Origin of the sequence: Prevotella sp. P4-67 (genome assembly GCF_002251325.1) — a bacterium.
Taxonomy (GTDB): Bacteria; Bacteroidota; Bacteroidia; order Bacteroidales; family Bacteroidaceae; genus Prevotella.
Map to the genome: position 1 here is coordinate 66,393 of NZ_NPJL01000011.1, position 19,215 is coordinate 85,607.

Annotated in this window: 14 protein-coding genes and 1 pseudogene; 4 read left to right on the plus strand and 11 right to left on the minus strand. The window is 51.2% G+C overall.

The window, feature by feature from the left end; all coding sequences use genetic code 11:
* Position 1: 1 nt before the first annotated feature.
* From CIK92_RS01265 to CIK92_RS13885, 5 genes are all read right to left on the minus strand, one after another.
* Entirely contained in the window at positions 2–1,042 is a 1,041-nt protein-coding gene (locus CIK92_RS01265; protein WP_094387888.1) for a glycoside hydrolase family 18, read from the minus strand.
* Between the two features lie 26 nt (positions 1,043–1,068).
* Entirely contained in the window at positions 1,069–2,628 is a 1,560-nt protein-coding gene (locus CIK92_RS01270) for a RagB/SusD family nutrient uptake outer membrane protein (protein ID WP_094387258.1), read from the minus strand.
* Between the two features lie 8 nt (positions 2,629–2,636).
* Positions 2,637–5,957: a SusC/RagA family TonB-linked outer membrane protein gene (locus CIK92_RS01275; RefSeq protein ID WP_022309604.1), complete on the minus strand. Its 3,321-nt coding sequence runs from the start codon at positions 5,955–5,957 to the stop codon at positions 2,637–2,639.
* Positions 5,958–6,168: 211 nt separating this feature from the next.
* On the minus strand, positions 6,169–7,170 hold the full coding sequence (locus tag CIK92_RS01280) for a FecR family protein (RefSeq protein WP_144007664.1): 1,002 nt from the start codon (positions 7,168–7,170) through the stop codon (positions 6,169–6,171).
* Between the two features lie 1,149 nt (positions 7,171–8,319).
* Positions 8,320–8,562: a hypothetical protein gene (locus tag CIK92_RS13885; protein ID WP_173823787.1), complete on the minus strand. Its 243-nt coding sequence runs from the start codon at positions 8,560–8,562 to the stop codon at positions 8,320–8,322.
* 184 nt (positions 8,563–8,746) lie between these two features.
* Here CIK92_RS13885 and CIK92_RS01285 point away from each other — a divergent pair.
* The 3 genes and pseudogenes from CIK92_RS01285 to CIK92_RS01290 all read left to right on the plus strand — a co-directional run bounded on the left by CIK92_RS01285 (position 8,747) and on the right by CIK92_RS01290 (position 10,641).
* Positions 8,747–9,563 (plus strand): annotated as a pseudogene (locus tag CIK92_RS01285) (KilA-N domain-containing protein).
* Positions 9,564–9,576: 13 nt separating this feature from the next.
* Positions 9,577–9,807: a hypothetical protein gene (locus CIK92_RS13250; RefSeq protein ID WP_144289289.1), complete on the plus strand. Its 231-nt coding sequence runs from the start codon at positions 9,577–9,579 to the stop codon at positions 9,805–9,807.
* A 72-nt stretch (positions 9,808–9,879) separates the two neighbouring features.
* Positions 9,880–10,641 (plus strand): hypothetical protein, encoded by a 762-nt coding sequence (locus CIK92_RS01290; RefSeq protein WP_094387890.1) that lies wholly within the window; start codon positions 9,880–9,882, stop codon positions 10,639–10,641.
* 1,418 nt (positions 10,642–12,059) lie between these two features.
* Here the strand turns inward: CIK92_RS01290 and CIK92_RS01300 are convergent.
* Positions 12,060–12,956: a helix-hairpin-helix domain-containing protein gene (locus tag CIK92_RS01300; RefSeq protein WP_094387892.1), complete on the minus strand. Its 897-nt coding sequence runs from the start codon at positions 12,954–12,956 to the stop codon at positions 12,060–12,062.
* 55 nt (positions 12,957–13,011) lie between these two features.
* Complete coding sequence (locus CIK92_RS01305; RefSeq protein ID WP_094387893.1) at positions 13,012–14,370, minus strand: sodium-dependent transporter; 1,359 nt, start codon at positions 14,368–14,370, stop codon at positions 13,012–13,014.
* Between the two features lie 107 nt (positions 14,371–14,477).
* Here CIK92_RS01305 and CIK92_RS01310 point away from each other — a divergent pair, with 107 nt between their 5' ends.
* Complete coding sequence (locus CIK92_RS01310) at positions 14,478–14,891, plus strand: VanZ family protein (RefSeq protein WP_094387894.1); 414 nt, start codon at positions 14,478–14,480, stop codon at positions 14,889–14,891.
* Here CIK92_RS01310 and CIK92_RS01315 read toward each other — a convergent pair.
* Genes CIK92_RS01315 through CIK92_RS01325 form a run of 4 tightly spaced genes read right to left on the minus strand, consistent with a single transcriptional unit; the run spans position 14,830 to position 18,459 of the window.
* A complete protein-coding gene (locus tag CIK92_RS01315) occupies positions 14,830–15,336 on the minus strand; it encodes a CYTH domain-containing protein (protein ID WP_094387895.1) in 507 nt (168 codons plus the stop codon). The two genes, CIK92_RS01310 and CIK92_RS01315, sit on opposite strands and share 62 nt — an antisense overlap.
* Complete coding sequence (locus tag CIK92_RS13890) at positions 15,333–15,476, minus strand: hypothetical protein (RefSeq protein WP_022310688.1); 144 nt, start codon at positions 15,474–15,476, stop codon at positions 15,333–15,335. Before CIK92_RS13890 ends, CIK92_RS01315 begins: the two co-directional genes overlap by 4 nt.
* A 46-nt stretch (positions 15,477–15,522) precedes the next feature.
* Positions 15,523–16,647, minus strand: a complete 1,125-nt coding sequence (gene prfB, locus CIK92_RS01320) for a peptide chain release factor 2 (protein WP_094387264.1) — start codon at positions 16,645–16,647, stop codon at positions 15,523–15,525.
* The gene (locus CIK92_RS01325) at positions 16,648–18,459 is read right to left on the minus strand and encodes a long-chain fatty acid--CoA ligase (RefSeq protein WP_094387896.1); all 1,812 of its coding nucleotides are present in this window, start codon (positions 18,457–18,459) and stop codon (positions 16,648–16,650) included.
* Positions 18,460–19,215: the final 756 nt, after the last annotated feature.

Here is a 19,215-nt window from a genome sequence, read left to right on the forward strand (position 1 = left end):
TTTAGTTTTTAGCATTAGGATTAATGATAGAAATGGCTGAACGCACATTGGGATAAGTGAACGATGAGTGATAGTAATCATTGCTCATACCCTGGATGGCGATACCGGCAGGAACGAAGCCCTGATACTCGGCGGCAGCCCACTTGGCGGCACCCTTGATGGCAACTTCCTTGCCCCAGTAACCGGTCTTGGTGTCTGTGGGGTCGAGTGAAGGTGCGTTGACGAGGGCTACAAAGCGGTCAGTAGGCACACCCTCTTCGAGGGCCTTCAGAGCCAGGTAAGTAAGGGCAGAGGCTGTAACCTCGCTCTGTGCGGGCAGAATGAGATACTTGGCCTTGTCAAATACCTCCTTGGTGAGGATGTTCTGAGGCTTACCCATCAGGAGGAGCTCCTTGTTGGCGTGACGCTCAGCCCAGTCGTTGGCGATACCGATGAATACGTTCTGCTGAGCGATGAACTCTGCCTTCTCGGCTTCAGTCATGAAGGTGGTAATCTTACCGTTGAAGGCCATGATTACACCGTCATAGTTGTACTTCTCTACGAGAGCGAGCTTGGCGCTTACAGTATCAACGAGGTAACTGTTGAAAGCGGGGAATACCTTTGTGGGGTCTTCGTTTGCAGCGTCAAAGTCCTTCTTCTCTTCGTCATACTGTACCTTGATGTTCTCGTAGTTGATTTCGAATACCACCTTGGTACCCTTCTTCTCGCGTATTTCGTTCATCTCGGCGAGCTCGAAAGCAGCCAGGTTGTCGGGGTTGGTCAGCACGATGTAGTCCAAGCTGTCTGGTACAGAGTGGATGTGCTTGCCCTGAGAGTTGGGAGCCTTGTCGCTATTGTCAAACCATCCCATAGCCACCTTATGAGAACCCTTCTTGTAGTTTCTCAGGTGGGACAGATAGTCCTGATAAAGGCCGGGGTTCTGGTTGTCTACACCCGGATTGTTGATGTCAATAGACTCTACATCGGTGTCGCAGCTTGCCACGAAGGCTGTTGCGGCGATGCATGCCATTGATAATCTGATATATTTTAAGATACTTTTCATAATTGTCTATATTATCTTTGAATGTTTTACTTTGCCCACCACAGGTCAGTAGCCATATTGTCGGCACCACCGAGGAGACCTACAGCGTTAACATAGTTTTCGGCGTTGTTGAGACGCTCCTCCTGAGGATAAGCCAGACGACGGGCACCACGGGCTGAGTTTACTACGCCAGCACTGTTGTTGACAACAACGGGCATCAGCATAGGATAGCCGGTACGACGATACTCTGCCCAAGCCTCCTGACCGAGGGGGAAGTTGGCAAGCCACTTCTGGGTGATGATGCGCTCGAGGCTCTTCTCGAAGTCACCGTCTTCCCACTTGATGGTAATCTGTGAGGTAGCACCAGAGTAGGTGTTGAGCCCAGCGGGGTCCTTGTAAGAAGCGGGCATGCTGGTGTTGTCAGCCAGATAAGCGTCGGCACCATTGGCACCCCACTGTGCAAATGACAGCTTTACACCCTGCTCGTAGAATTCCTTGGCAGTACCGCCCATGTTCCAGTTGCGCAGAGCACCCTCAGCCTTGAGGAAAGCTACTTCGGCAGCGTTCATCCACATGAGCTTGCTGTCGGTGGCTACGATATAGTTACTGTATGCGTGAGCGATAGAACCGCCAGGGATGGCGATACCGCTACGGATACCAAAGTAGCCGTTGTCAACGAGACCGCCGAAAGTGGTCTTGGTGAACATCTTCTCACGACGGGGATCGTTGTAACCATTCATATAGGTTGTGATATCAGCGCTTACGCGAGAGTCACCACCATTGTATTCGTACATGATAATCTCGAAGGGGTTGGTAGAAACGAGAGTCAACTCGGCGTTGTCGTCGTTAGAGGTCATGGTACCTACCTCGTGGTTTACAGCCTCCTCAGCCATCTGCTGAGCCTTGGCGGGAGCCACCTTAGAGATACGCATAGCCATACGCAGCTTGAGAGAGTTGGCATACTTGATCCACTTGGTCACATTACCACCATACACACGGTCAGCCTTGTCGCTGAAGTCGGCAGTACGGTTCTGGGTCAGCACGTCGATAGCCGCGTTGAGCTGCTCAAACATCAGGTTGTACACCTGCTCCTGAGAGTCATAGGCAGCGGTAATCTGACCGTCCTTACCTACCTGAGAGTAAGGGATAGGACCGTAGCAGTCTGTAACGCGCTGGATACCTGACACCTTGATGATAGAAGCTACGGCGTTGGGGATAGGATCGTCGGTAGCACGGGCTACTTCGCCACAGTAGATGAAGAGCTTGGGGATGACATCCTTGAACATTACACGGCTCCATCCGTTCTCAGGGCTGAACTGACCGAAGTTCTTGCCAGCGAAACCTGCGTTGGAGTCAGCAATGTAACCACCGTAAGAACCACCCATCAGACACTCGGTGAACTGGTTGGTGTTGACATCGGTAGGAATTACCCAGCCTTCGAGGTTCAGCATGGCTGAACGCATAGCATAGGCGTCGCGCTGGGTTTCGTCTTTGGTGACGCCGTTGGGGTTGCGGTTGAAGCTCTCGTAGTCGTTAGTACAGCTGGAGAAGCTCAGGCAGAGACCTGCAGCAACCGCGCTCATTATGATATTTTTAATCTGTCTCATAGTTACTCTTAGAATTTGAGTTTGATGTTGAAACCAAGGTTGCGTGTGCTTGGTGTCATGAATTTGTCAATACCCTGATAGTAGTTACCGGTGGTAGCTGTGGTCTCAGGATCGAAAGGTGCCTTGCAGTAAAGCATCAGCAGGTTGCGACCAACGAGAGAGAGGCTCAGGTCACCGATACCGAAGAATACGTTCTTCTTGAAGGTATAACCAAGGCTTGCCTCCTGCAGACGAATGTTGGTAGCGCTGTAGGTATAGTACTGGGGAATACCGTCGGCAGCACCGATAGTGGTGTACCATGTCTCAGGATTCACGCGGTCTTCACCGTTTACGAGTACATAACCCAGGTCGCGGGCGTCGGCAGTGTTCTTAGACACACCGTAAGCGTCGAGGGCAGCCTGTGTAGCTGAGTAAACGATACCGCCAAAGCGTGCAGCAAACATGAAACCGAAGTTGATGCCCTTGTAGCTGAAGTCGTTGCGCCAAGCCATGTTACACTTGGGGAATACGGAACCCAGCTTGATGTCACCTACGTTGGTGTCCTTGTACACCTTACCGTTCTCGTCAACATATACACGGCCTTCGCTGTCGCGTACTACGTCGGTGAGAGAGTAGAGGTCACCCAGCGTACCACCTTCCTTGAGCAGGAAGTGAGCAGAACCCATACCGTTGAGGTCCAGACGGTCCTTGTTGATGATGGCGCCGGTCTCAGGGTGAACGTAGTTCTTTACGAGCTCGTTGATCTTGTTCTTGTTGGCAGAGAATGTGTAGTTAGAAGACCACTTGAAGTTGCCCCAGCTGTTGTCATAGCCCAGAGCCAACTCGATACCGTTATTGCTTACGCTACCGGTCTGGATGTACATGGTGCTATAACCAGAAGATACTGATATGTCGGGGTTGAAGGTCTGGTTGTAAGTCTTGGTCCAGTAGAGTGTCAGGTCAAGGCTGAAGTGCTTGAACAGACGGGTCTGCAAACCGAACTCCCAAGAGTCTGTGGTCTCAGGCTTCAGGTTGTACATAGGATAAATGGTCTGGCTCTTCCACTGACGGTTGGCCTCATCCCACTCATATACAGGGTTGGCGTACCAACGTGGGAAAGGAATACCTACAGAAGCGAATGAACCGCGAACCTTCAAGAAGTCAATCTGCTTGGGCAACTGGAATGTCTGTGATACAATCCATGATGCACCGATAGAGGGATAGAAGAATGAAGACTTGTTAGACTTGGGACCAGCGAGCATAGAGGGCCAGTCGTTACGGCCGGTAAGAGTCAGGTAGTACTGACTGTTCCATCCGATTTCAGCGCTCATGAAGACAGACTTGGTCTGGTCGTGGTAGCCACCGGGCTGACGCTTCTCGCGGTTGGGGTCAATCTGGTACTCGTTGAATACGTTAGGAATGAGGTTGTCATTGATAGGACCATCGATACCAGTAACACCCTGCTTAACATCAGAGATGATTGCACCGAGGTTGGCATTGACAGAGAGTCGGTCCTGGAAGAAACGCTTGTCAAAAGTCATCATTACATCGCCGTAAGTCTGCTTGTCATCGGTCTTCACGAGAGCGTACTGACCATTCTCACCAGCGAGAGTCTTGTTGGTAGAAGCATAGTACTTCTTCTCGAAGGTATTGGTGGCGTTGTCTACGCGGATACGTGCAGCAAGGCTCAGATAGTCGGTGAGCTTATAGCTGGCGCCGAGGTTGAGCATATAGCGATACTTGCGGTTGGTACGTACGTTGCGGTAGTTGATCCAGTAGGGGTTCTGACCTACGAACTCACTTGCGAGGTCGTTCCAGTTCTGAACGTAGAGGTTACGCTGTGTATCCCAACGCTCAAACATCTTGAGGTCATCGATAGAGTTGCCGCGGGGGTAGAGGTATGCGGTTACCAGTGGGTTACCATATACACCCTGGTTGGTCATGTTGCGGTCATCCTGGATAATGTAGCTTGCACCGGCGTCAACAGTCAGCTTGTCGTTGAGCATCTTGGCTGTGTTGCGGATGGTGAAGTTGTAACGGTTGTACTCGTTGTTGGGGATTACACCACCTGAGTTGAGGGCACTGGCAGAAACATAGGTCTGGTTCTTCTCAGTACCGGTAGAGAGGGTGAAAGCCTCGGTAGTAACGACACCTGTCTTGAAGTAGTTGTCTACAGGGTCATAGCCACGATAGTTGGTCTCGTTGAGCTTGGCACCCCAGCTGTAAGACTCACCACCAGCGTCGCGCAGTGTGCTGCCTGTACCGTAAGCGTTCTGGAAGTCGGGAGTACGGAAAACTGAAGAGAACTCAGTGGTCTGGCTTACAGTGACCTCGGTCTTGCCTTCCTTACCCTTCTTGGTGGTGATAACGATGGCACCGTTAGAAGCGCGGTTACCGTAAAGAGCGGCAGCGGCAGCACCGGTAAGCACTGACATAGACTCGATATCCTCGGGGTTGATGTCGGCGATAGCCTCGGTAGTACCGTTAGAACCGAAACCAGAGTCACCGTCGGAGCCGAGGTTGAACATTGGAATACCGTCAATCACATAGAGCACGTTGCTTGACTGCTCGATTGAACGTGTACCACGCATCACAACCTTAGAGGCACTACCTGCACCGGCAGAGCTGGCGTTGATGTTCACACCGGCAACCTTACCGTTGAGGGAGTTGATGAAGTTGGCATCCTTGTTGGTGAGGAGATCTTCACCGCTCACCTGCTGTACGTTGTAGCTCAGAGCCTTCTCAGCACGCTTGATACCGAGGGCGGTAACCACAACTTCGTTGAGCTCCTTGGTACCTGAAGACATAGACACGCTGTACTTGTCCTTGCCAGTTACCTTGAGAGTCTGGTCGGCATAGCCGATGTAGGTAATCTCGAGCTCTGCGCCTTCGGTGGTGTTGAGCACGAAGTTACCGTCTACATCAGAGATTACGGCATTCTGAGTGCCCTTCTCCTTGATGGTGGCACCGATGATGGGCTCACCGTTCTCGTCGGTGATAGTACCGGTTACCTTTTTCTTGGGATTGTTGGCCTTGGCGGTAGCCACGGTCTTACCCTGCTTCTTTGAAACGACGATGTTCTTACCCTTAATCTCGTAAGAAACACTCTGACCACGGAGGATCTGCTCCACAGCCTGCTTGACATCCTTCGCGTTAACACTGACTACCTTGGCGGTATTCACGTCAGCTGACTCAAACACGAACGAATATCCACTCTTTTGTCTCAATTCTGTCATTGCCTTCTCTACAGTGACTCCCTTGAGCTGCATCTGCAAGCTCTGTGCGAGGGCACTGAGGTTCATGCACAACAGAAACGCGCCTACCAAGAGGCCTTTTTTTCTGATATTCATTACTGTACTAAATTAGATAATTATATTTATTAACTCTTATTCGTAGGTTATTGTTTACGTTGGTGGGGCTTGTTCCCTGGCCGCCATCAGGGTGAGCCCAGGCACAGTCTTTATGACCGTGGGGCTCGTGATAAGGTTCTTTTCTGTTTTGTTTTTGTTGGGTGTCTGAGGTTAAAGTTGTAAAAGTAAGTTATAAAGTCGGGGAGTGCCCTTAGTATATTATGTAAGTCTTTCCTTGCAGTTTGTATCTGATGCGCCCGGTAGCAGAGAGGGCGTCGAGAATCTGAGTGAGCGTCTGCTCGTCGCGGTTAAAGGTAGCATAGAAGTTGAGAGTGGCGAGCTGCCTGTCGGCAATCACGATGCGCTGGTGGTAACTGCGAGAGAGCGTAAGGGCTATCTCGCGCAGGGTGGTGTCATGAAACATCAGTACTCCCTGGGTCCACTGACGTGACGCTTGGGCGACGGAAGACTGGATGGTCATGTTCTTGGAGCCTTTCTCAAAGACGGCACACTCGTTGGGTTGCAACTGGTATTCACGGTTGGCAGAGTCGGCATGGCTGCCTAAGGCTACGCGACCTTCGACGAGAGTGACCATAGCATTAGGGTCGTCGGGGTAGTCGCGGAAGTCAAACTTGGTACCGAGCACGCGCAGCTTGAGAGCGCTGGAGTTGACATGGAAGGGGAGTTTCTCGTTATGGGCAACTTCGAAGTAGCCTTCACCCACGAGCTTCACATTGCGTTCGCGAACACCGAAACCCTGAGAGTAGGTGATGCGTGAGCCGGCATTGAGCCAAACCTGTGTGCCATCGGGGAGGGTCATACGGGTTGTGGAACCTAAGGGGGCTTCGACGCTGATGTCGGCGAAGCGAGACTCTACCATATCCTGTCCCTTTATATAAAAGAGGTAGGAGAAGACACCCACGGTGACAAGAAGGATGGCAGCGTAGCGCATCATATACATCACGCGGCGATGGCGACGCTGACACTGATGAGCATGCACGCACTCCATAAACTTTTTGTAGGCAAGCACTTTGTCATATTTAGCCAGCTGCTCCATATTGGGAATGGACATCCACATAGTGTGAAGCTGTCTGAACAGGCGGGAGTTGGCTTCGTTGGCATCGCGCCACAACAGGAGTTCAGCGACCTCCTCAGTACTGAGGTTGTCACTGAAATAGCCTACCATCAAGTCGTAAAAATGTTCGTCTTGCACGTCGTTGTCGATTTGATATACATCAATAAGACGAAAAATATCTTAAATGGGGTAGTCAAAAATGCGATTTTTTTCAAAAAAAATCAATTTTCCACCATTTTCACCGATATTTTTAGCCAAAATTAGCACTTTGGGGATGAGAGAGGGGCTATTTACACAAGGAATAAGGACCAGGCAGATGATGCTGACACTTTATTACTTCATGTTTACCACTACACCTTATTATATATATATAGACTTACTGCTCCATAAAAAATAAATACAAAAAGCCTCGGCGTCTTCTGAAGGCTCCGCCTTTGTGGCGATAGACGCAGCCGTCAGCCGGAAAACAATTTTCCTTCGTGCCGCCAGCGCCATCACCACCGTCATGCACAGCATGACATCAGAAGACGCCAAGGAACAAAAAGCGGCCTGCGGCCGTAAAAAAAGTACAGCTTACGCCGGTAAAAAAACAATATCTGGGAGGAGGCCCCTCGACTGCTCCCAAAAGCCCCTCTCTAACTCTCCCCAAGGGGAGAGAAAGCCAAAGCACCCCAGATTAACGCATTAAGATAGAACTCCTTTCCCTAAGGCAAGGCTGGGATGTTGCCCGTATTAAACCTGTTCCACTTGGTGAAGGTTGGAATGCCCCCCTATTAAACTCAATCCACTTGAAGAAGGTTGAAATGGTTGACGCTGAGCTCCTTCCCCTTGGGGAAGATTGGGATGGGGCTTATCCTTGGCAACTCTGTAGGAGTTGCGATTCCCCAGCCCAGGGTTGCGGGCGAAGAACGCTACCCTGGGTATCAACCAAACTAATCATAGCTACTCTGTAAGAGTTGCGATTAGCCGAAGGCGTTACTCGCAGTTGATATTTTGCCCTATCACAAAAGGATAATTAACCGAACCACCACCGATTAACGCATTGGAATAGAGCTCCTTCAACGCGGAGAAAGTTGGGATAGGACTCGTGTTTGGGATGGCCACAAGCAGCGGCAACTCTGTAGGAGTTGCGATTCCCCAGCCCAGGGTTGCGGGCGAAGCACGCTACCCTGGGTATCAACCAAACTAATCATAGCTACTCTGTAAGAGTTGCGCTTAGCCGTAGGCGTTACTCGCGGCAGGAAATGCGCATGCTATTAGTGCGAATTGTTACCCACAGCAAGCCATTTATTGTTTATCCATTAAATTGCAAATGTCGCTGCCTCCATTTATATACGCGCCATGGAATGAGATGGCGCAAATAATGTATTCATTTTTTGTTCCGGCGAACAGCCGGGCTTTTTTTACCGCCAACGGCGGCTTTTTGATTTTGTTCCTTTTCAGCCTGCCATCGGGCAGGCGCGGCGGTGGGTGGTGGCAGATATCCGAGAGCCCGCTCTCGGGAATATCCGCAACCACACGCAGACGCATAGGGCGAAGCCCTGAAAAGGAACAAAACTTTTTGTATCATCTCCACACCCTCATTATATATATAGGACATACAATACGAAAGAACGGTTTTGAATTAAAAATAAAGAAAAAATCAAGAGAATGCGATGTATATCAGCGAAAATATATAACTTTGCGTATTGGCATATACGCCATATCTGAAACAATGTCTAAAATTATCGTTCAAAATACACCTATCACAGTTCTCTTCGTTAGAGGAACAGGATTATATCTCCCTCACAGATATGGCAACTGCCAAAGAGGGCGACAACCGTTCTGCCGATATAATCAAGAACTGGTTGCGAAACCGCTACACTATTGAATTTCTTGGTACTTGGGAGATGATTCATAATCCTGATTTCAAAGTGGTCGAATTTGACCACTTTAGAATGAGTGCAGGTTTGCCGTCCTTTGTGTTGAGTGCTTCTGAATGGATAGAGCGCACAAACGCAATCGGAATAATAGTAAAGAAAGGTCGCTATGGAGGTACCTATGCTCATAAGGATATAGCTTTTGAATTTGGTTCGGCAATAAGTGTGACGTTCAAACTTTATCTTATCGAGGAATTTCAGCGGCTCAAAACGGAGGAACAGCGGTTATTAGGTTGGTCGGCGAAACGTGAGTTATCGAAAATCAACTACCGCATACATACCGATGCCATAAAGCAGAACCTTATCCCTGCCGAGGTTACTCCGGCACAGGCAAGCATCATCTACGCCAATGAGGGCGATGTGCTGAATGTGGCAATGTTCGGTGTTACGGCAAAACAATGGCGCGAGGCAAATCCCGACCTCAAAGGAAACATACGCGACTACGCCACAATCAACGAACTTATCTGTCTGTCAAATATGGAAAACCTTAATGCGGTTTTCATCGAACAAGGCATGACTCAGAGCGAGCGGCTTGTGAAGCTGAACCAAATAGCCATTCATCAGATGAGCGTACTGGAAAGCGGCGACAATGATAGAAAATTGTTAAAATAAAAATGCAAACATTATGAAAAACTTCTTATTGGTTTTGTGCATGGAATTTTTGCCAATGCATATAATGGCTAATACACAAGATACAATTATTGGCCGACCGTTGAAGTCTTTTGACCTTTCAGCATTCTGCTCTTACAACAGTTTTCATCCGAGCGAATATCTGACAGATAACAATTGGGATATTCTTTGTGCCTTTGTTCAGTCTGGTTCTGCCGCTAAATTGGACTCACTTGGTATTCCTTAAAACAGAAGTCAACTTAGATTGCTTGAAGTTGGCGATTTGTTGATGTGTAATAACGAGCATTATACTACAAAAATGCACATTTTCGGGAAAAGTGAGACACAACAAATCCGCCGACAGTCAAAAGATTTTGCCGACAGCATTTTCCCGAAAATCGAGCCCAAAATCAGACGGCTGGTGGGTGCTTTTGATGAGGCCAGATATTCCCAACAGACCTATAGTCTTATATTTTCGTATCTGCTGGATAATTACATTTGGGAGGACGAGTTCCTGTCATCGCCACGTAGCTGCGAAAATCATGGCACATGGTCGGGAGCCTATTGGGCTATGTTTGAAAGCCGCAACCATGATAAAATCGGGACTAATGGCTACGGTCCTGTAAAACAGAACTGGACCGATAATCTGGGCTATTGGATGAGTATGCCCAAGATTATGACATTTGCACGTGAAGTGGCGGCTAATAGCGGCAAGCGTATCGAAAAACAAGAAGTCATTGATGCCGTCGCAGGCTGGGGTCTCACCGACGAAAATAGCAATATCCTTATTCCTGTGATATACCGGAACAACAATGACAAAATCGATCTCCTTTGCCGGGATATAACAACAGATTTAAGTCATGCTGTCAAGAAGCATTGCATATCATGGGGTAAGGCTCACAATATTGCTTCACAACAGTTGAGTCAGGTGATATTTTATCACGAAGTGATGTGGGATTTGCTTGACATTCTTGAATCAAAGGGTATTATCTCAATGCCAGCAATCCTGAAAGGGGAAGAAGTCGGCAAAGAGCACTTTGGTGACATCTGTTTCATAGTCTTAGATTCCGCTGCAGAGTGAATTTCAACTAAGCGAGGGAGGATTGCAAATGTCACTGCCTCTAATTATATACGCGCCATGGAATGAGATGGCGCAAATAATGTATTCATTTTTTGTTCCGGCGAACAGCCGGGCTTTTTTTACCGCCAACGGCGGCTTTTTGATTTTGTTCCTTTTCAGCCTGCCATCGGGCAGGCGCGGCGGTGGGTGGTGGCGGATATCCGAGAGCCCGCTCTCGGGAATATCTGCCACCACACGCAGACGCATAGGGCGAAGCCCTGAAAAGGAGCAAAACTTTTTGTATCATCTCCGCAACCTATTAATTACTCGCAGATGAAATTATATCCAATATCCTGGGGACAAAAACCTACTACAGGTAACGCCTTAGGCTAAGCGCAACACCTACAGAGTTGCTATACCTTATTATATATGTACCCAGGGTAGAGGCGCTGCGCCCCTCAACCCTGGGCTATGAAATCGCAACTCTGTCAGAGTTGCCGAGGGTGCGTACTTCCTGCTTTCAACAAAAGGGAATGAACGACAGCAGCCCCTCTCTAACTCTCCCCAAGGGGAGAGAAAGCCAAAGCACCCCAGGTTAACGCATTAAGATAGAACTCCTTTCCCTAAGGAAAGGCTGGGATGTGGCCCGTATTAAACTTGTTCCACTTGGTGAAGGATGGAATGCCCCCCTATTAAACCCAAACCCCTCGAAGAAGGTTGAAATGGTTGACGCTGAGCTCCTTCCCCTTGGGGAAGGTTGGGATGGGGCTTATCCTTGGCAACTCTGTAGGAGTTGCGATTCCCCAGCCCAGGGTTGCGGGCGAAGCACGCTACCCTGGGTATCATCCAAACTAATCATAGCTACTCTGTAAGAGTTGCGATTAGCCGAAGGCGTTACTCGCAGTTGATATTTTACTCTTTCACAAAAGGGACAATTAACCAACCCACCACGGGCAAACGTGTTGGGATAGGACTCCTTCCCTTTGGGGAAGGCTGGGATGGGGCTTTCCCCCACCGAAGCCAACAGGGGAAAATGAAAGTGCGGCCCTGACTGTGGAGCCGCACATCATCAAACATTTCAAAGAGATATTATTAGCAGATTAGTCAATTCAAAAATATGTTGTCAAAATTCAAGTGGTCACCAAGGGCAACGATAGCACCTACCATGGCTGCGAAACGAATGCCGAGAGCCAACAGAATGACGAGATGTCTGACACGGGCTGCACACGAGTAGCAATGCGGCGAAGCGAAGAGACGGTCATAGTGGATGCAAGTTGCTTTTGTTTATCACTTTGATATCCAAAGGCAAAAATAATATATTTGCCACAAAGCGGGTGTAACCTTGCGTAACTTTTGTGTCGCTTTCCTAACATTTAGGTGTCGCTTTGGTGGGAAAGAGACTACTGATTGGAAGAAAAAAGATGGCTGGTAGCGTGAGATTAGAAGCGCACGTAAGGACGAAGACGCTCGATGTCGGCGGCGGTGAACGCAGAGAGCAGACGCAGCTGGTCGAGGCTGGCGAGGGGACCCTTCAGCCGACGATAGTCGCAGATGGCGCGCGCCTGGAGATAGTTGATGTAAGGATGGCGCTTGAGTTGGGAGAGCGAGAGACGGTTGACATCGAGGCGCTGGATGTCGCCGGCATCGACGGTGAAGAAAGGAAGAGCCTCCTCGGGGAAGTCGTCAATCTCGAGCAACTGACGGGCATGGGCATAGCCACCCAGACGCTGGCGGTAAGCGACAATGCGGCGGGCGTAGTAGGCACCGATGCCAGGCACACGGCGCAGGAGCGTGGTATCGGCAAGGTTGAGGGCGATGCGCTCGGAGTTGCGCAATTTGACAGGATAGCGCAGGCTGTCGGAAGAGGCTTTGGGCCGCTCGTCATGGACGGCATAGACCTCCGATGCCGGCAGATAGTCTGCCGAGATGCGTATATAAGGCTCGAGCTCGCGATACTGCTTGGCGGTGAGACCGTAGAGGCGCGCGAAGTCGGACGGACGGCGGTAGACTCCACCCTTGGCACGGTAGTGATAGATGTTGCGCACCTGATAGGGCTGCAGACCAAGGCTGAGCAGCTGGGTGCTGTCGGCGGTATTGGGGTCGAAGGGGGCGTAGACCACCTGGCGCGAGGGTGTGGCATAGGTATAAGCACGCCGAGAGTCTGTGCCCACGGCGCTACGCTTGCTGCGGGTGCTGTCGGCAGCGGCGATGGGAGTGGTGTCGGCACTGGGCCACAAGAGATGATAGCCTATCACCCCGAAGGCAAGGACTGCCAACAGGAAGAGGACAACCACGCGGTCGCTCTTGCAGAGGTAATAGGGGCGGGACAACTTCATCGCTATATATAATATAATAAGGTGTAAGGTGGTTTATCTTCGGCAGCCCGGGGCATCAGAAGACGCCGAGCTGATGGAGGAAGACGGCGAGGATGGCTGTGGGACAGACATAGCGCACAAAGAACAGGTAGACGCCGAAGACCCTGCACGACACGGTGCCCCAGTTGGTAAACTCGTCGCGCACCAGCTTGCGCGGCACTGCCCACCCGATAAACAGGCAGGTGAGGAAGCCACCCACGGGGAGGAATATCTGACCCGTCACAAAGTCGAACCAGTCGAAGAGAGTGCGCCCGCCGAAGCTCAGCCATGGTATATCGCTGAACGAGAGCGAACAGAAGATGCCGATAAACAGGCTGCCAGCGGTGACGAAGGTGGCAGCCGTGCGGCGCGTGATATGCAGTTCCTCGATGAGGAAGGCTGTGCTCACCTCGTGGAGCGACATGAGCGACGTGATGGCTGCCAGCGACAGGAGGGCGTAGAAGAACACCGACACGAGCATGCCCACTAAGGGCACGGCGGCAAACGCCTGGTTGAACACGTTGGGCAGGGTGACAAAGACGAGCGAGGGGCCGCTGCCGGGGTTCACTCCCACGGAGAAGGCGGCAGGGAATATCATCAGTCCTGCCAGCACCGCTATCAGCGTATCGAGCAGTGACACCTGCAGGGCCGACTTCAACAGATTGGTCTGACGCTTGAAGTAAGAGGCATAGGTACAGATGCAGCCCATGGCGATGCTGAGCGAGTAGAACGACTGACCGAGGGCGCCGAGGAAGGCGTCGCTGTCGAGCTTGGTGAAGTCGGGCTTGAAGAGGAACTCCATGCCGCGCTCGCCACCGGGCAGGAGGCACGACGCCACGACGATGACAAGGAGCAGGATGAAGAGCGTGGGCATGAGCATCTTGGAGGTACGCTCGATACCGCTGCGCACACCATTGACAATCACAAGACAGGTGATGACAAGGATAGCAAGCGTCCAGATGACGGGGCGCCAGGGGTCGGAGGAGAACTCGGCAAAATAGTGGTTGACGAAGTCGGCATTGCCGGTGATCTCGCCGAAGAACGAGGCATAGACATACTGCAGGCACCAACCAGACACCACGGCATAATAGCCCATGATGAGAAAACCGGTGGCGACACCCAAGAGACCCACATACTTCCAGGCGTTGCCGCCGGAGAGCAGGGAGTAGGCGCGGTAGGTGTTGGACGCACCGTGACGGCCGATGATAAACTCGGAGAGCATACAGGGGATGCCCAGCATAAGCACACAGCAGATATAGACCAGAATGAAGGCTGCGCCGCCATTCTCGCCCGTCATATAGGGAAATCGCCACACATTGCCCAGTCCGACGGCACCGCCGGCGGTGGCAAGTATCATTCCCAGTTCGGTTCCGAAATTACCTCTTTTTTCCATCATTTTCCCTCAAATAACTACTATTTTTATGTCGTACGTACTAATAATCGTCGTGGTTGATACAAAAGTAATGAATTTTATTTACTTTTGTCAGCAAATCGAAGAGAAAAATGAAAAGTATATGGAAATTGTGTCGAGACTATCCCTTCTCGACACTGTGTATCATCGTGATATGGATACTGTGTATCATCCCCATTCCCGAGACGCCGCTGTCTGAGGTAAGCATGATAGACAAGTGGACGCATCTGGTGATGTATGGCGGACTGTGTGCCATGATATGGACAGACCGCGCCCGGCTGCGCCTCACCTCCGACCGCCGGGGGATGGTGGTCTACGCCCTGCTGCTGCCCATCGTGATGGGCGGGGTGATAGAGCTGGTCCAGGCCTACTGCACCGGCGGCACGCGCAGCGGGGAGTGGCTGGACTTGGCTGCCGACAGCCTGGGCGTGCTCATCGGCCAACCTATCGGTATGCTTCTGGTAGCGTGTCACGCCAGGTGGCGTAAGGGGCGCGCAGAAGATTAGAGTTGTAGAAACGGCGGTCGCCGGTAACCTCGACAGCGATGAAATCGGGCTTTTCAAAGGGTTCGTCCACCGAAGCCAACTCTATCTCTGCCATGACAAGACCGGCATTGTCGCCGAAAAACTCGTCCACTTCCCACACGTGGCGGCCATCGGCGCTGCGCACGAGATAACGGTTCTTGTCGATGACTCCACCCCGGCAGAGACGCAGGAGGTGGCTCGCCTCGTCGAGGGTTATCTCCTTCTCAAACTCATAACGGCTGAGTCCGCCGTCCTGCGAACGGTTCTTGATGGTGAGGTAGGCATGGTCGTCGCGTACGCGGACACGCACCGTGGCACCCTCGGCAGGGATATAGCCTTGCTGGATGTGGGTACAAGAAAAGGCAACACGCTTGTACGCATCGCCTTTCCTGACCAGAAACTTACGTTCTATTTCTACACCGCTCATTGCATCAATACCATAGCGTAACCTATCACGGCAAGAGTCAATACTACCATGGTTACTATCAACCACTTCATCACGTTCTTGCCTTCCTTCTCCTGCATGGCTGCCTTCTTGGCGCGGCGCATCTTACTTTTTTCGCTCATAGTTGTTATGTTTTTAGGTTAATATATCGATGTTCCTTTTAGGGGCTCAATCTTCATCGTCGGTGACAGGGAACTCCATGAGATAAGCCTTGATGAAGTCGTCGATTTTGCCGTCCATCACACCGTCGACATCACCGGTCTGGTAGTTGGTGCGGTGGTCCTTGACGCGACGGTCATCGAAGACATAGCTGCGTATCTGGCTTCCCCACTCTATCTTTTTCTTGCCGGCTTCAATCTTGGCCTTGGCCTCGAGACGCTTCTTCATGGCGCGGTCATAGAGCTGCGACTTGAGCAGACGCAAGGCGTTCTCGCGGTTCTTGGGCTGGTCGCGCGTCTCGGTATTCTCGATGAGAATTTCTTCTTTCTCGCCAGTGTCGGGGTCTTCATACTGATAGCGGAGGCGCACTCCCGACTCTACCTTGTTCACGTTCTGACCTCCGGCACCACTGGAGCGGAAGGTATCCCAAGAGAGGCGGGCAGGCTCGACCACCACCTCGATGGTATCGTCGACGAGGGGCGAGACGAAGACGCTGGCAAAACTGGTCATACGCTTGCCCTGGGCATTGAAAGGCGATACGCGCACGAGGCGATGCACGCCGTTCTCGCTCTTCAGGTAGCCATAGGCATACTCACCGCCTTCTATCTCCATAGTGACGCTCTTGATGCCGGCTTCATCGCCTTCCTGCAGGTCTGCCACACGCACTTTGTAGCCGTGTGACTCTGCCCAACGCATATACATACGCATAAGCATCGACGCCCAGTCCTGGCTCTCGGTACCGCCAGCGCCCGAATTGATTTTCATGACGCAGTCCATCGGGTCTTCCTTCTGTCTCAGCATGTTCTTGAGTTCAAGTTCCTCGATGGCTTTGATGGCTTTGGCGTAGTCGGCGTCGACTTCGTCCTCGGTCACCATATCGTCGTGATAGAAATCGAAGGCCAGCTGCAACTCGTCGGCATATTCGCGTGCCGCCTTGTAGTCCTTGAGCCAACGCTCAATGCCCTTGACCTTCTTCATCTGTTCCTGTGCGCGCTTGGGGTCTTCCCAGAAGTCAGGCGCCTGTGTGCGGAGCTGTTCTTCTTCAAACTCCACCTTCTTTTGGTCGATGTTCAGGTAGCGCGCCAACGCATCGGTGCGCTCCAGAACGTCTTTCAACTGATCACTTGTTATCATTTATTCTTCGTACATCTTGTCTATCGTCTCCTTGTAGTTCTTGTAGACGACAGCTCGTTTCAATTTGAGGGTGCTGGTCAGCTCTCCATTCTCCATGGTGAAGCCATGGGGCAGGAGGGTAAACCGCTTGATTTTCTCATAGTGGGCCAGCGTCTGCTGGAGGGTGTCGATGCGCTCGGTCATCATGTCGTGGATGCGCTTGTCGGCACAGAGCTCTTCGCGCGAGCCAAACTCGATGTGGTTGTCACGGGCGTAGGCTTCGAGCAGACGGAAGTCGGGCACGATGAGGGCGGCGACAAACTTGCGCTGGTCGGCGATGATGGCAACCTGGTCTACATACTTGTCGACGAGCAGCATGGACTCTATCATCTGGGGCGCGATATACTTGCCGTTGGATGTCTTGAAGAGGTCCTTGATACGCTCCTTGAGGAAGAGCTCGCCCTGGTCGTTGATGTAGCCGGCGTCACCCGTGCGGAAGAAACCGTCGGCAGTGAAGGCTTCGGCGTTGACCTGGTCGCGCTTGTAATAACCCGGCGTGATGGTCGGGCCCTTGAGCAGCACCTCGTCGTTGTCGCCAATCTTGACCTCGATGCCAGAGAGCGGACGACCCACCGAACCGATGGTGAACGGTTTGCCCTTGTGGTCGCAAGAGACAGTGGCAAGGCTTTCGGTGAGACCGTAGCCCACGACCATGTTGATACCGATGGAATGGACAAATTCTTCGACTTGGGGCGACACAGCGGCGCCGGCAGTGGGGAAGATATTGGGGTGGTCGAGACCCAACTGCTTGCGCACGAGGGCAAGCACGGTACGGTCATAAATCTTGTATTCGGCAGCGAGGGCAAGCGACGGGCGACGGCCGCGGGCCAGACAGTCTACATTGTACTTGTGACCCACATGGAGGGCACGGTGGAAAAGACGCTGCTGCAGGGCGCCAGCATTGTCCATACGGTCTTTGACAGCGATGTAGACCTTCTCCCAGAAGCGCGGAACCGATGACATACACGTGGGGTGGGTCTCGCGCATAGCCTGCTGTATCTGCTGGGGATAGGTGTTGATAATCAACTGGGCGCCAACCGACAGGCAGAGGTAAGCCCAACCTCTCTCGAAGATGTGGGTGAAGGGCAGGAAGTCGATGACGCGGTCGTTTTCAGAGACATCAACAAACTCATAGTTGGCGTGAAGAGCCGCATGATACTGCCCGTAGGTGAGCATCACGCCCTTGCTCTCGCCGGTGGTACCACTGGTGTAGAGGATGTTGCAGAGGTCGGTGTAGTTGGCTTCCTTCCAGCGCGTCTCAAGTTCAGACTGGCGGGGCAGCCCCTTGCCCAACTTGATGAAATCGCTGAAGTAAAGGGCATTGGAGTCGTGGGTATCGATATTCACGCTGTCATCATAGACGATGATGCGCTCGAGCGTGGGGCAGAGGTGGAAGATGCGCAACGCCTTGTCATACTGGTCCTGCTCGCCTACGAAGAGGAAGCGCACCTTGGCATCGTTGAGCACATAGAGTATCTGCTGCTCGCTATTGGTGGCGTAGAAAGGCACGGTAACGGCGCGCACGCCATAGGCACCGAAGTCGGTGTAGAGGTACTGCACACAGTTCTGTGAGAAAACGCCTATATTTTCCTGAGGTTTCACGCCGAGATTAAGCAGCGCGTTACTTACCTCCTTTACACGAAGAGAGAAATGCTGCCAAGATACTGAGCGCCATTTCTTTTCTCCAAATCTCTGAAAAGTAAGTGCCGTTCGCTCTCCGTACTTCTTGGCAAGGTCGTGAATGATCACCGAAAGATGACTATTGATTTGCATAAGCAATAATATTTAGTTTATGCAAAGGTAGTGCAAACCGAGCGAAATACAAAATAAATCTATTTATTTTTATTTCCGAGGTGAAGCCTACCTTCACGCCCTTAGGCGTAAAGTAGTGCAAACCGAAGACAATACAAAGAAAAAACGTAGGTTTTTTCGATTTGGATTGTTGAGGTGCAGCCTACCTTATCCAAAGGTAGTGCAAACCGAGCGAAATACAAAATAAATCTATTTATTTTTATTTCCGAGGTGAAGCCTATCTTGACGGCTTCGCCGTAAAGGTAGTGCAAACCGAAGAGATTACAAAATAAATTCATTTATTTTTAATCTTGAGGTGCAGCCTACCTTCACGCCTTTAGGCGTAAAGTAGTGCAAACCGAAGACAATACAAAGAAAAAACATGAGCTTTTTCGATTTCTACGGAAGAGCCGTCGTTATGTTTAAGTTGATGCAGATGCCAAACAAAAACATTTCAAGTCACGAAATGACGATTGCAAACCGCGATTTTATCATTTCAGACTTTGAGCCCATTATTTCAAGCCACGAATTATAGATGAATAGGCACTCGGACAAGTTGGCGCCACGCCCCACCCCATTTCCGAAGCCCTCGCACACACTCCCGGGCACCACTATGAAGGCAGCGCGACACACCACCCATCGCAGATATATGTGCCGAAAAGCAAAAAAACATGAGTTACAGCACCAATATCAATGATTTTTTGCTTAACTTTGCCCAGGATGGACGGTGCCTCGGCA

Coding starts and splice junctions, on each gene's coding strand:
- CIK92_RS01265 (WP_094387888.1), bottom strand. CDS start 1,042: ATGAAAAGTATCTTAAAATATATCAGATTATCAATGGCATGCATCGCC.
- CIK92_RS01270 (WP_094387258.1), bottom strand. CDS start 2,628: ATGAGACAGATTAAAAATATCATAATGAGCGCGGTTGCTGCAGGTCTC.
- CIK92_RS01275 (WP_022309604.1), bottom strand. CDS start 5,957: ATGAATATCAGAAAAAAAGGCCTCTTGGTAGGCGCGTTTCTGTTGTGC.
- CIK92_RS13885 (WP_173823787.1), bottom strand. CDS start 8,562: ATGCGTCTGCGTGTGGTTGCGGATATTCCCGAGAGCGGGCTCTCGGAT.
- CIK92_RS13250 (WP_144289289.1), top strand. CDS start 9,577: ATGAAAAACTTCTTATTGGTTTTGTGCATGGAATTTTTGCCAATGCAT.
- CIK92_RS01290 (WP_094387890.1), top strand. CDS start 9,880: ATGCACATTTTCGGGAAAAGTGAGACACAACAAATCCGCCGACAGTCA.
- CIK92_RS01300 (WP_094387892.1), bottom strand. CDS start 12,956: ATGAAGTTGTCCCGCCCCTATTACCTCTGCAAGAGCGACCGCGTGGTT.
- CIK92_RS01305 (WP_094387893.1), bottom strand. CDS start 14,370: ATGATGGAAAAAAGAGGTAATTTCGGAACCGAACTGGGAATGATACTT.
- CIK92_RS01310 (WP_094387894.1), top strand. CDS start 14,478: ATGAAAAGTATATGGAAATTGTGTCGAGACTATCCCTTCTCGACACTG.
- CIK92_RS01315 (WP_094387895.1), bottom strand. CDS start 15,336: ATGAGCGGTGTAGAAATAGAACGTAAGTTTCTGGTCAGGAAAGGCGAT.
- CIK92_RS13890 (WP_022310688.1), bottom strand. CDS start 15,476: ATGAGCGAAAAAAGTAAGATGCGCCGCGCCAAGAAGGCAGCCATGCAG.
- prfB (WP_094387264.1), bottom strand. CDS start 16,647: ATGATAACAAGTGATCAGTTGAAAGACGTTCTGGAGCGCACCGATGCG.
- CIK92_RS01325 (WP_094387896.1), bottom strand. CDS start 18,459: ATGCAAATCAATAGTCATCTTTCGGTGATCATTCACGACCTTGCCAAG.